Annotated in this window: 13 protein-coding genes; 4 read left to right on the forward strand and 9 right to left on the reverse strand. The window is 58.2% G+C overall.

The window, feature by feature from the left end; translation table 11 throughout:
- Positions 1-45: 45 nt before the first annotated feature.
- From ACA056_RS01120 to ACA056_RS01145, 6 genes are all read right to left on the reverse strand, one after another.
- On the reverse strand, positions 46-1,320 hold the full coding sequence (locus ACA056_RS01120) for a type II toxin-antitoxin system HipA family toxin (RefSeq protein ID WP_497269874.1): 1,275 nt from the start codon (positions 1,318-1,320) through the stop codon (positions 46-48).
- A complete protein-coding gene (locus ACA056_RS01125) occupies positions 1,317-1,808 on the reverse strand; it encodes a helix-turn-helix domain-containing protein (protein WP_497269876.1) in 492 nt (163 codons plus the stop codon). The genes ACA056_RS01120 and ACA056_RS01125 overlap by 4 nt, the downstream gene beginning before the upstream one ends.
- Before the next feature lie 205 nt (positions 1,809-2,013).
- Complete coding sequence (locus tag ACA056_RS01130) at positions 2,014-2,367, reverse strand: DUF1493 family protein (protein WP_497269878.1); 354 nt, start codon at positions 2,365-2,367, stop codon at positions 2,014-2,016.
- Positions 2,368-2,597: 230 nt separating this feature from the next.
- A complete protein-coding gene (locus tag ACA056_RS01135; protein WP_008149304.1) occupies positions 2,598-2,894 on the reverse strand; it encodes a hypothetical protein in 297 nt (98 codons plus the stop codon).
- Positions 2,895-3,231: 337 nt separating this feature from the next.
- Positions 3,232-3,432, reverse strand: coding sequence for an antitoxin PaaA2 family protein (locus tag ACA056_RS01140; RefSeq protein ID WP_497269880.1), 201 nt, complete (start codon positions 3,430-3,432; stop codon positions 3,232-3,234).
- 30 nt (positions 3,433-3,462) lie between these two features.
- Positions 3,463-3,741 (reverse strand): hypothetical protein, encoded by a 279-nt coding sequence (locus ACA056_RS01145; RefSeq protein WP_497269882.1) that lies wholly within the window; start codon positions 3,739-3,741, stop codon positions 3,463-3,465.
- A gap of 310 nt (positions 3,742-4,051) precedes the next feature.
- Between ACA056_RS01145 and ACA056_RS01150 the strand changes: the two genes are divergently transcribed.
- The 4 genes from ACA056_RS01150 to ACA056_RS01165 all read left to right on the forward strand — a co-directional run bounded on the left by ACA056_RS01150 (position 4,052) and on the right by ACA056_RS01165 (position 8,681).
- The gene (locus ACA056_RS01150) at positions 4,052-4,555 is read left to right on the forward strand and encodes a polysaccharide deacetylase (RefSeq protein WP_497269884.1); all 504 of its coding nucleotides are present in this window, start codon (positions 4,052-4,054) and stop codon (positions 4,553-4,555) included.
- Positions 4,556-4,684: 129 nt separating this feature from the next.
- Positions 4,685-6,619, forward strand: coding sequence for a RecQ family ATP-dependent DNA helicase (locus ACA056_RS01155; RefSeq protein ID WP_497269886.1), 1,935 nt, complete (start codon positions 4,685-4,687; stop codon positions 6,617-6,619).
- 229 nt (positions 6,620-6,848) lie between these two features.
- Positions 6,849-8,075, forward strand: a complete 1,227-nt coding sequence (locus ACA056_RS01160; protein WP_497269888.1) for a 3-hydroxyacyl-CoA dehydrogenase — start codon at positions 6,849-6,851, stop codon at positions 8,073-8,075.
- 174 nt (positions 8,076-8,249) lie between these two features.
- Positions 8,250-8,681 carry an acyl-CoA thioesterase gene (locus tag ACA056_RS01165; RefSeq protein ID WP_497269890.1) on the forward strand — a complete coding sequence of 144 codons (432 nt, stop codon included), beginning with the start codon at positions 8,250-8,252 and terminating at the stop codon, positions 8,679-8,681.
- A 69-nt stretch (positions 8,682-8,750) separates the two neighbouring features.
- Here the strand turns inward: ACA056_RS01165 and ACA056_RS01170 are convergent, their stop codons facing one another.
- From ACA056_RS01170 to fdhD, 3 genes are all read right to left on the reverse strand, one after another.
- Positions 8,751-9,239: a glycine zipper domain-containing protein gene (locus ACA056_RS01170; RefSeq protein ID WP_497269892.1), complete on the reverse strand. Its 489-nt coding sequence runs from the start codon at positions 9,237-9,239 to the stop codon at positions 8,751-8,753.
- Positions 9,240-9,577: 338 nt separating this feature from the next.
- Positions 9,578-11,926 carry an FdhF/YdeP family oxidoreductase gene (locus ACA056_RS01175; RefSeq protein ID WP_497269894.1) on the reverse strand — a complete coding sequence of 783 codons (2,349 nt, stop codon included), beginning with the start codon at positions 11,924-11,926 and terminating at the stop codon, positions 9,578-9,580.
- A complete protein-coding gene (fdhD, locus tag ACA056_RS01180) occupies positions 11,923-12,762 on the reverse strand; it encodes a formate dehydrogenase accessory sulfurtransferase FdhD (RefSeq protein WP_497269896.1) in 840 nt (279 codons plus the stop codon). Before fdhD ends, ACA056_RS01175 begins: the two co-directional genes overlap by 4 nt.
- Positions 12,763-12,765 lie beyond the last annotated feature (3 nt).

The following is a 12,765-nucleotide window of genomic DNA, read 5'->3' on the forward strand; positions in this document are numbered from 1 at the left end:
AGCCGATGAGAGGAATGGCGGATGGCCATTCCTCTCTCTGGATTCTTATTGATGGCCAGATAGACGAAACGCTGTCGCCATGTTGTCTTGTTCACGCCTCGATAAACCTAACGCGCCGGCCAGTGTTGGCCATTGGCTGACTACCTCTTGGAAACTCTCAATAATGTCTTCCGCATCAGTACGGCTGACTCGGAAGTACTCGGCCACTTCGCGAGCGAGTTCAAGATCCAGCGTGTTGTCAGAATCTGTGATGTTGAGCTTCAATCCATCGGCGTGGGCTACCGGGTTCATGTCGTAGGCATCAGACAAGCGCCATCCCCGACCGGGGTCAAGGATAAAACCATGGTTGCGCAGGTGGTCGTCGGTGTTGGAGATCAAGATGTTGAACACGATACGAGACCATAATTCGCGAAGGTCTGCGTTGGTTTCCGAGCCGTGTTCCATGAGCACTTCTGCTAACTCAAGGTAGCTGGCGCCTACCGATGCATCATCGCCGTCAACACGGTCTGTCATGGTCATGGCTGAAGCAAAATGCAGTCGGCCACCCTGTTCGGTGCGGTCGAAGCGTTTGACCATGAAGCAGTGATGATCGCTCGCGAAGCGGCGTGCAGTACCGGTCGCGACCCGCAAGCCGCAATGATTCGCCAAGGCATTTACCACCATTTCCCAGCCACCGACGTCATAGTCATCGCGAGTGCTCGGGAACTTGGCGATCCACAAATGACCATGCTCGTCAGCGACGCTGGCCTTGGGTCTGGCTCCGCCCAGTGAGCCACCGGGTGCTATCAGCATTCTCAGCCACTCGCGCCCATCGGGAGAGGTGTTGTCCGGATCGTTTTCCAGGGCACGACTTGCTTCTTCCAAGGCGCGCAACTCGACGAAGGGTGGGGCTGCCAACCCATCGCGATCATCCAGAAAATTGCCTTCGTCATTGAGCTTGTAGCGGATCGCTCCAACCCGATAGAGGTCATGAACGCCTAGAAGGAAATCTGACTCGTACAGCTTGGTGCCTTTAGGGGCCAACCCGTCACGGATGTCTCGTTCCAGCCGCCGCTTCATCAGCAATTGGCCCCATCGATCCGGGCTTGAATCGGCAAAAACGCCGAACCGGGTCTGATGTTGGCCAGGGAACTGCCGGCCCTCAAAGAGGCCGATTCGGGGATCCAGCGATGTGAAGTTCAACTCGGGATCTGCCAGAGCTGCAGTGTCGTACTCAAATTCAAACACGTTCGTGGAGCGAGCCTTTCGGGCATGGAGGAACCCAACACGCCTTGGGCCGTTCAAGGATTCCCAATCGGCATACACCGCGATCAGTGTCATTTTTTACCCGTCGTAGGTTTGGGGTTTTTCTTGGTTAACAAACTGGATAAAGAGTGAGTGTTCAAAGGGAAATCATCACCAAGGTCCGATTTAGAGGGACTTTCGAATGTCCCCGTCTCCCTGTCGCGAATAGGCGGCGATACCTTCGCTGGCGTTACGCTGCGTGCTCGTTGGCGTTTGCTGGCTGCGAGGTTTGCTCTTGGGGTTAATTGAGCGTCTTGCAGTTGGCGCCCCAGCTCATCCACTGCGGCGAGTTTGCTCAAGTCTTTCTCCAAGCCCAGCACCTGCATCACTGACAAATAAGCCCCCATTGTCACGCCTGATCCACCTGACTCTAGAGAGCGCAGTGTTGTCAGTGACATGCCAGCCCTTTCAGCAACCTGCTTGGCTGTCAGCTTGCGGCGCAACCGAGCGAGTTTGAGCCGCTCGCCAAACTCGGAGAGCAGCTTGGCTGCTGCTGGCAGGAGCGGCGCTGTTTTCTTAGCCATGTGCCATTATTCCTTCGTTTTTAGGCTTTAACTGCCAGAATAATAGCACTTATGTGGTGATTTGCTGGGCTGCCCCAACGTGTAGCAAGACTCTCTCTGCCAGTACGGCCGCTCCAGATATACGTGGGAGGCGGATTATTGAAACTGCCATTATTCCAACTCAAATCTCTAAAAACAGCCAGAATATTGCCACTTAAGCGATCGGCTAGATCTCTTCCAGAGCTTTTGTATCCCACCTTTGCAACTTGACCGCTTGGTAAAGCATGCCGATGGTCAGTGGGGCTTTGTCGCCACGGCCTTTGGCTCGACGTTTGAGGAACACATCAAACCCTTCCGGCTGAAAGTAGCGATAGGCATCGTAGTCCACGAAGTCGATCGCAAATTGTTCTTCCAGCGCTTCCATCAAATGCCGCGCATCAGCGCCGTCGCAGCCCAGGTCGAAATTGATCGAGGTGGTGAGGCTGATGGTTTTGCGTTCGGGTAGCCCGAGCTCTTCGTGCAGCAGCTGCATGAGCAAGTGCATGGTGTGGTCGTCGGGGAAGTTGGGGGCGAGGTTCATGGGGCGTCTTCTGCTTAGGGCCATATCGTGAGACGAATTAAGCCTGATTTTGCGATGTGTTGGATGTCGATCAGAGCTGCAGCATGGAGTTCGCGGGAAGGCTGGCGCTCACTCCGTACGAACTCGTTCATTTGTTGCACGCTTTCCATCAGCTCATCAAAAAATTTGCTCAAGGTTATCCCCGGGTTTTGATCGTTCCCACGCAGCGGGGGAACGATCTTCGCTCAACGTCAGGTGGGTGCTTTCCAGCCCATCATGCGTTGTTGGGCGACTTTCAGTAGGTCGCAGCCGTCCTGAGTCAACAGGTAGAGGGCGTGGGTGATATGCGGGATGTCTTCCACGTCACCGTTTTTGAAGCATTGGCAATGTAGTGTTTTGAGTAGGTCGCTGGAAGCGCGGATGCGCTGGAGGGCGGCTTCGAGGATGTCTTGCGGGTTGGCTTCTGTGTCGATGATCAGGGGCGGGGAATCGGTGAGGTTGGTTTGGAGTGGGCGGTAGCGATCGGGGAACGGGTTCAATTTATTCATAGTGAGAATTCTCAAGTGCATCAGGAGAAACCACCACCATCGTGACCAAGCGATGGGAGGCGGACTGTGTTCGGGTTGGTCAAACCGGTGAGAACTCACTTTGCCGGTACGCCCGAAGGCGTCCCGAACACAGCCACCATATAGCGTGCAGGCACTTGAGGTGCCGCAGCATACAACGGAAGCGGAATGAGTTCTCTATTCAGGTGACCAAGCCCGAGTCGCTGATTTGGCAGCGACAGCCAGAACTATAGAAACTAGTCACTGGTCGGCGATAGGCGACAAGTTGCCTTCGGTTGTAGGACCTGGATGAAGCTTTGATAGGGCGTTGCCTACGGACTTATGCCTTCCGCAATTTCTCGCGTTTGATTGCCATCAGGCGTTTGGCTTCTTCATTTGGAATGCTTGGGCGAGGGTCGTCGAGACTGGTTTGTACTTGAGCTTTGAACCATGCATCGTAGGTTGCTTTGCCGAGTTGGTGTTGAGTGTCGGGCGATTCGTTTTTCATCAGGTACACCGAGTTATCGTTCATCGCGAGCAAGCTCGCTCCCACAGGGGATTGTGGTGGAGCTCAATCAGTGGTGAGTTTCGGTAGGTGTTGGCGGGCGACTTCAAGCAATTCATTACCATCCTGAGTCAGCAGGTACAGCGCATTGACGATGTTGGGAATATCACTCGCATCCGCCTGTTTGAAGCACAGGCAATACAGTGTTTCGAGCAGGTCGCTGGCGGCGCGGATGCGTTGGCGGGCGGCGTCGAGGATTTCGTGAGGGTCGGCTTCTGTATCGATGACCAGCACGGGGGTGTCGCTGTAGCGGGATTTGAGTGGGCGATAGCGTTCTGTAAACATCGAGGTTCGTCCTGTACGAAATCGGGAGGTGGCTCCCGGCAGGCCGAGACACTGTTTTCAGCCGCGCCGCAGACTATAGAAGGGCACGGCGCCGCGCGGCAATACGGCTCCGATGGACAGGGTTTGTAGGGGTTTTAGCTGCCTTTTCGGACCGAACCTACGCGTTTCCCGAGGTTTTTTACGCCTAAACCCTTAGACGGCAAATTTCCTACGGGTTTGTCAGGCGCAACGCATCAAACCTCTGTATGGTGCGCGCCAGAATCAGTAGGACGTTTCGAAACGTCCGTCCAACGCTTAAAGGGAATTAAGTATGCAATGGCTACGTATGGCCTCGATTTTGTTGCTGTGGGCCGGGATTTTTCGCGCAGCAGGTGCTGCTGACGCCGGTAACTCGATGGTCCTGGCCAATATGGACCGCACCGGTTGGCCGGATGCGCTGACCAGTCAGGCGAGCATGGACACCGCTTTCCGTGCTGAAGTGCTGATGTTCGGCAAGGCATTGCTGGCCAGCGAAGCGCTGGACGAACAGAGCCTGAAACAACGACTGGGCGTGCAGGATGTGAAGCTCAAGTCGGTCAGGCAGGTGCGTGACGGGTTGTGGGACCGACTACTGATCACCTACCGCAGCGCCAGCCAGAACTGCGATGGTGAACCCTTCTGCCCCCGCGTGCGAAGCGTCGCTGATTTGCGTCAGTTGGCGGCAGCCTTCACCGGCGAAATCAGCCCGGCCCATGCCATTTGGGCGAGCAAGAGCCAGGTGTTCCATGAGCAAGCGCTTAATGAGCAGCTGCGAGTGGCGGTGTTGGTGCCGTAGCCTCATCGTCTGCTGACGATCGTTCGAAGCTGTATCATCCAGTATCGTTTTGGTCCCCGACCTTTTCTCGACTCGCTGCGTTTGCCGGCTAGGCTTTGGGCTTCGCAGCGGTCAACGGAGTGACAGCTTATGCACAACACCCTGGAACAGGTTTTCGGTTATCCACAGTTTCGACCCGGCCAGGAAGCGGCGGTCAGCGCGGTGTTGGCCGGGCGTTCGGCGGCGGCGATTTTCCCCACCGGCTCGGGCAAGTCCCTTTGTTACCAATTGCCAGCCTTGCTACTGCCGCACCTGACGCTGGTGGTCTCGCCGCTGCTGGCGTTGATGCAGGATCAACTGGCGTTCCTGCAGCGACACGGCATTGCCGCGGGCAGTATCGATTCGGCCCAAAGCCGCGATGACGCCAGCGACGTGATGGCTCGGGCCAAGTCTGGCGAGCTGAAGATTTTGATGATCTCCGTGGAGCGCCTGAAGAACGAGCGTTTCCGCAATTTCTTGCAGCAGGTGCCGATCTCGTTGCTGGTGGTGGACGAGGCGCACTGCATCTCGGAGTGGGGCCACAACTTTCGCCCCGACTATCTCAAGCTCCCCGACTATCAGCGTCAGTTCAACATCCCTCAGGCGCTGCTGCTGACCGCCACCGCGACACCCAAGGTGATCGCCGACATGGAGGCCAAGTTCGCCATCGCCCCCGACGATGTGGTGACCACCGGTTTCTATCGGCCGAACCTCAATCTGTTGGTCGAGCCGGTGCGCGGGCAGGACAAACGCCGACGCCTTGTCGAATGGATGAGCCAGCGTCCCGACCAGCCGAGCATCGTCTACGTCACCCTGCAGAAAACCGCCGAGCACATTGCCGAACATCTGGCCCGCAACGGTATTCAGGCGGAGGCCTATCACGCCGGTCTTCCCCACGAACAACGTGAAGCCATCCAGCGCCGATTCATGGGCGGGCAGTCCAATTGCATCGTTGCCACCATCGCGTTCGGCATGGGCATCGACAAGAGCGACATCCGCAACGTGGTGCATTTCGACCTGCCCAAATCCATCGAAAACTACAGCCAGGAAATCGGCCGCGCCGGGCGTGACGGGCAGCCGTCCGACTGCCTGGTGTTGGCCAACCGCGACAGCCTCAACGTGCTGGAAAACTTCGTTTACGGCGACACGCCTGAGCTGGATGGCATCCGCTATGTGCTCGACGAGTTGCAAGCCGCCGCGCCCGAGGGGCAGTGGGAGTTTCTGTTGGGGCCGTTGGCGGACCAAAGCAACATCCGCCAATTGCCGCTCAAGACCTTGCTGGTGCAGTTGGAACTGCGCGGAATCATTGCGCCGCGTTACGCCTATTACGCCGAATACCGCTTCAAATACTTGCAGGAACCCGAGGCTTTGCTGGCCCGTTTCGAGGGTGAGCGCAAGGACTTCGTCGCGGCGATCATCCAGACCTCGAGCCGCGCACGGACCTGGGCCACGGTGAATTTCGACGCGCTGTATCAGCAGCATCAGGCCGAGCGTAATCGCGTGGTGAAGGCGCTGGATTATTTCCAGGAAAAGGGCTGGGTCGAGCTTGAAAGCAAGCAGATGACCGAGGTCTACAGCCTGCTGCAAACCGACTTTGATGCCCAAGCCCTGAGCGAAGAGTTGCACGCCTACTTCACCCGCCACGAACAAACCGAGATCGCGCGGATTCACGCCATGCTGGATCTGTTCGCCACGGACCATTGCCTGGGTTATCGCCTGGCCGAGTACTTCGGCGATGAAAATGCGCCGCAGCAGTGCGGGCATTGTTCAGTGTGTCACGGCGATGTGGCGCGGTTGCCGACGCCACCGGAATTACCGGCGCTTGTGGATAAAAATTTCGAAGCGTTGTGCACTGACTTTATCCACAGGCATGAACAACACACCGGCAACGTGCCGTCGGCAGAGCGGGTGACGCGGTTTTTATGCGGTATCAGTGTGCCGCTGTTTACCAAGCTCAAGGCGCGTTCGATTCCAGGGTTTGCGGCGTTGGAAAATTATCCGTATGCCGAAGTCCGGATGTGGGCTGAAGACCATCTCTCAGGCTGAACTGTGACCTCTGTGGGAGCGAGCCTGCTCGCGATGACGGAGTCTGATTCAACATGGATGTTGGCTGATCGACCGCTATCGCGAGCAGGCTCGCTCCCACAGGGATTTGCAGTGATCCTGCGGGTAGATCCATCTGCTGAATGTTGCTCATCACAGGAATAAATTTCAAAAATGCGCGGTGGCTGACTATGGTGAAAGCTGTCTTTGGATCGCCAACAAGAGAACAACTATGAGCCAGACACCGTTCACTATTCAGCGCGCCGCCGTCATTGGCGCGGGCACCATGGGCCGTGGCATTGTCATGTGCCTGGCCAACGCCGGCGTCCCGGTGCAGTGGGTCGATAACAATCCACAGATGCTTGAGCAGGCGCTGGCTACCGTGGCGGACACCTACGCCCACAACGTGCGTCAGGGACGGATCGATCAGGCCGAAGCGGACGCTCGCATAGCACGGGTAACGGCGGCTGCTGACTACGCGGCGATCTGCGATGTCGATCTGGTCATCGAAGCGGTATACGAAAACCTCGAACTCAAGCAGAAAATCTTCCGTGAACTGGACGGTCTGCTCAAACCTGAAGCGATTTTGGCCAGCAATACCTCGGCGCTGGATATCGATGCCATCGCTGCGGCTACTCGCCGTCCGCAACAGGTCCTGGGTCTGCACTTCTTCAGCCCGGCGCACATCATGAAACTGCTGGAAATCGTTCGCGGTGCCCAGACTTCGCCGGCGGTGCTCGAAGCGGCGCTGGAGCTTGGCAAGCGCATGGGCAAGGTCAGCGTGGTGTCGGGCAACTGCCATGGTTTCATCGGCAACCGCATGCTGCATCCGTATGTGCTCGAAGCGCGCAAGATGTTGCTCGAAGGCGCTTATCCACATCAGGTCGATGCGGTGATGCAGGGTTTTGGTTTCGCCATGGGGCCGTTCCGCATGTACGACGTTGTCGGCATCGATCTGGAGTGGCGCGCTCGGCAGTTGGCCGGCATAGGGCAAGATGCGCCTGAGGTTCAGGTGGACAATCGTCTGTGCGAGTTGGGTCGTTTCGGCCAGAAAAGTGGCAATGGGTATTATCACTATGAGCCGGGCAGTCGCCAGGCTGAGCACGATGTTGAAGTCGATGCACTGGTGTTGAAGGTCAGCGAAGGGTTGGGCTTCCAGCGTCGCGAGATCGGGCCTGAGGAGATTCTTGAGCGCTGCTTGCTGGCACTGGTCAATGAAGGGGCGAAGATCCTCCAGGAAGGCATTGCCGAGTCGGCGCACGACATCGATCTGGTCTACCTCAATGGTTATGGTTTCCCGGCGGACAAGGGCGGGCCGATGGCATGGGCGGATCAGCAAGGGCTGGCGGATATTCACCAGCGGTTGATGGCGCTTGAGACACGGCAAGGTGATCACTGGAAGCCGGCGCGCTTGATTGGCGAGTTGGAGGCGATGGGTAAGGGGTTTTCTGAGCGCTGATTGAAGTAGTGCCTCTGATGGCCTCATCGCGAGCAAGCTCACTCCCACAGTTTGATCTTCAGTGAGCACAGATTTGTGTACGACTGAGATTCACTGTGGGAGCGAGCTTGCTCGCGATGAGTACGACGCGGTTTTCGCCTTAGACTGGCAATCCAACTCCAGGAATCGACGCTGATGTCCAACCCGATGCCCCAACGCACTGACTATCCCCACTTCCAGCCCATCACCACCCGCTGGCACGACAACGACGCCTATGGTCACGTCAACAACGTCACCTACTACAGCTTCTTCGACACGGCAGTGAACACCTACCTGATCGAAGTCGGTGGCCTGGATATCCACGACGGTGAAGTGGTGGGCTTTGTGGTGAGTTCATCTTGCGATTACTTTGCTTCCATCGCCTTTCCAGACCGGATAGAAATCGGTTTGCGGGTGGGCAAGTTGGGCAACAGTTCGGTGCAATACGAGCTGGCGGTGTTCAAGGCCGGGGAAGACGAAGCCTGCGCGGCAGGGCGCTTTGTGCATGTGTTTGTGGATCGTGCATCGAATCAGCCGGTGGCGATTCCTGCCGGGTTGCGCGGGGCGCTGGAGCGGTTGGTGGTGTGACGGGCAAAAAAAATCGCAGCCCTTGGGCTGCGATTCTTTTGATCTACCGGTAAACGAGGTGATTCAACCTCAGTCGCGATAGCGATGTTTGTGCTTGCGATGGCCATAGGCATGACCGCGCCCCGGATGGCCGTCACGGTAGTAGCGACGATCACCATGGCCACCGCGATAGGAGCGACGATCATTATCATCGTCATCACTCTTGTTGCCCATGTAGTTACCCAGCGCGCCACCGGCGCCGCCGCCTGCTGCGGAGCCGATCAGGCTGCCGGTGGTGCCGCCCATGCTGCGACCGACCACGTTACCGCCTGCTGCGCCCAACGCACCGCCAATGGCTGCTTCGCCACGGCTGCGTTTGTCTGCGCCAACTGCGCTACCACCCGCGCCGCCCAGGGCCGCGCCAATGGTGGAACCTGTACTGCCGCCTAATGACTGACCGACGACTGAGCCCAGAACCCCGCCCAATGCGCCGCCCACACCTGCTTCGGTGGTGCCGCCAGCAGAAGCGAAGCCACTGACCAGGCCAAGGGACAACAAGAGAATCGAGGAGAACTTCATTAGAGGAACCTCAAGGGGATGACGGCGCGATCCTGAGGCTGTGTCATGGTCGTGACAATCGAAATCCGACGAGTAACACGACTTGAGCACATTTCTATAAGTTACTGTTTTTTAGCCGGAACTTAAGTGTTTTTCGCCGGTCTTTAGTTACTTCGGATAGGCCGTTTTTATGCAAAAACGGCCTTTTTTGTGGGTGTTAGGAAAGCGATTGATCCGGAAGATTCATTGAATGTTCCACCGCTATCGCGAGCAGGCTCGCTCCCACAGTGGATTTGTGTTCAACGCAGATCAAATGTGGGAGCGAGCCTGCTCGCGAAGGGGCCAGACCTGCTACCGCGTTAAGCCGACTTCGCCATAATCAACCCGGTTTCACTCGCCGCTTCCAACCGGATCGCCACAAACTTCGATGTCGGCGTATGGCTGCCATCCCCGATGCTTTCCAGGGGCACCAGCGGATTCACTTCCGGGTAGTAAGCCGCCGCTTGCCCGGCAGGGATATCAAACGCCAGCAGCGTAAAGCCCTTCACCCGACGCTCACGGCCATCATCCCAGATCGAAACGATGTCAGCCTTCTGCCCCGGCTTGAACCCCAGGCGAATGATGTCGGCTTCGTTGACGAACAACACATCACGCTGACCTTTCACGCCGCGATAGCGGTCATCAAGCCCATAAATCGTGGTGTTGTACTGATCGTGAGAGCGCATTGACTGCATGATCAGGTCCGGTAATACGCCGGTGGCGCGAGTGCGTTCGTGCACCAGATCTTTAGGCAGGACGTTCGGACGGAAATTGGCGCGCCCCGACGCGGTATTCCAGCGGCGAGCACCGGCGCTGTTGCCGAGGTAGAACCCGCCCGGATTCTGGATCTTCTCGTTGAAGTCCTTGAAACCCGCAATGGTGTCGGCGATCAGGTCGCGGATGCGCCGGTAATCGGCCACCAGCCAGTTCCAGTCCACCGGTTTGCTGCCCAGGGTCGCGGCGGCGATGCCGGCAATGATCGACGGCTCAGAGCGCATCTGGTTCGACAGCGGCTGCAACTGGCCGTTGGAGGCGTGAACCATGCTGAACGAGTCTTCGACGGTCACCGCTTGCGGGCCTTCGGTCTGGATGTCGATGTCGGTGCGGCCCAGGCACGGCAGGATCAACGCGTCTTTACCGTGCGCCAAATGGCTGCGGTTGAGCTTGGTGCTGATTTGCACGGTCAGGTCGCAGTTGCTCAGGGCCTGGAAGGTCCGTGAGCTGTCCGGGGTGGCTTGGGCGAAGTTACCACCCAGACCGATAAAGACTTTCGCGCGGCCGTCGGCCATGGCATGGATCGCCTCGACCACGTTGTGACCGTTTTCACGCGGCACCTTGAACTTGAAGCGACGCTCCAGGGAATCGAGGAACGCCACCGGCGGACGCTCGTTGATGCCCATGGTCCGGTCGCCCTGTACGTTACTGTGGCCGCGCACCGGGCACAGACCGGCGCCGGGCCGCCCGATGTTGCCGCGCAGCAACATCAGGTTGGCGATTTCCTGGATGGTCGCCACCGAATGGCGATGCTGTGTGATGCCCATCGCCCAGCACATGATCACGTTCTTGCCTTTGGCGTACATCCGCGCCGCTTGCTCGATTTCAACCAGCGTCAGTCCGGATTGCTCGACGATCTGCTCCCACGAGGTGTCGTCGACGATGCCCAGGTATTCCAGCACGTTGACACTGTGTTCATTGAGGAAGTCGTGGTCGAATACGGCAGGCTCGCCCGCCTTCTGTGCGTCACGCTCCCACTGCAGCAGGAACTTGGCCATGCCGCGCATGATCGCCATGTCGCCGCCCAATGCCGGGCGGAAGTACGCGGTGTTGGTCGGCTTGTCGCCGTTGGTGAGCATTTCGATCGGGTGTTGCGGGTGCTGGAAGCGTTCCAGGCCGCGCTCCTTCAAAGGGTTGATGCATACCACCTGAGCGCCGCGTTTCACCGCTTCGCGCAACGGTTCGAGCATCCGTGGGTGGTTGGTGCCAGGGTTCTGACCCCAGACAAAAATCGCGTCGGCGTGTTCGAAGTCGTCGAAGGTGACCGTGCCTTTACCAACGCCGACACTTTGCGCCATGGCCACACCGCTGGCCTCGTGGCACATGTTCGAGCAATCGGGGAAGTTATTGGTGCCATAGGCGCGCACGAACAATTGATACAGGTACGCCGCTTCGTTGCTGGCGCGGCCCGAGGTGTAGAACTCGGCCTGATCCGGGCTCGACAGGCCCTGCAAATGTTTGGCGATCAAGGAGAACGCAGCTTCCCAGCTGATCGGCTTGTAGCGATCGGTTTCGGCGTCATAGCTTAATGGCTCGGTCAGACGACCCTGATATTCCAGCCAATAGTCACTTTGTTCCAGCAACGAACTGACGCTGTGTTTAGCAAAGAACGCACCGTCTACACGGCGCTTGGTCGCTTCCCAGTTCACTGCTTTGGCGCCGTTCTCGCAGAACATCACCATGCCCTTTTCCGGAGAATCGCCCCAGGCGCAACCGGGGCAGTCGAAGCCGCCGTTCTGGTTGGTCTTGAGCATTATGCGGAGGTTTTTCAGCGCGTTATCGCTGGTCAACCAGGCCTGGGCGACGCTGATCAGCGCGCCCCAGCCACCGGCTGGGCCTTTGTAGGGCTTGTAGCGGGGGACGGGTTTCTGGTCGGCTTGACGATGTTGACTCACGCTTGGTTCTCCGTCGCAGGGCTGTAGACCCGCGGCGCACTTTTCTGCGGCAGGTGGATGAGATTGAGGTTGTGACGACGGGCCCATTGCACGGCAAGGCCCGTGGGCGACGACAGGCTGACCAAGGTTTGGATGCCTGCGCGCAACACTTTCTGGATCAATTCGAGGCTGCAACGGCTGGTGACAATCGCCAGCCCGCCGGTGGTCGGGATCTTCTGGCGAATCAGCCCGCCGATCAGCTTGTCGAGTGCGTTGTGTCGGCCGATGTCTTCGCGGCCCAGCAGCAGTTCGCCTTGACTGTTCATAAACACGGCCGCGTGCACCGCGCCGGAGTACTGGCCAAGAGGCTGGAACGCACCGATGCGCTGACGCAAACCATCGAGCCATTCGGCGGGCGGCAAGGGTGCGCCGGGCAACACCTTGAGATCTGGCAATGCCTGTTCCACGGCTTCCACACCGCAGAGTCCGCAACCGCTGGTGCCAGCCATTTGCCGACGCTGTTGCTTGAGGTTCCAGAAGGCGCGGTTGGCGATGGTGACTTGCGCGTACTGCGCCGACCCGGAGCCGCTGAGTTGCAGGTCATAAATGTCGGAAGCGTCTTCGATGATGCCGCTGCCGAGGCTGAAGCCGACGATGAAGTCTTCAAGATCGGTCGGCGTCACCAACATGACCGCCTGACTGATGCCGTTATAAGCGATCGCCAACGCGACTTCTTCGGCCAGCGCGGTGCTGGCTGATTCGGTGTCTTGAAGGTCGCAGTAACTGTACGTCTGGCTTGCGGCGGGCGCTGGCGTTTCGAGGGCTGGCGCCGCGCAGGCAGGGCGCTTGGCGTTCATGAG

This window comes from Pseudomonas sp. LBUM1666, assembly GCF_059695775.1.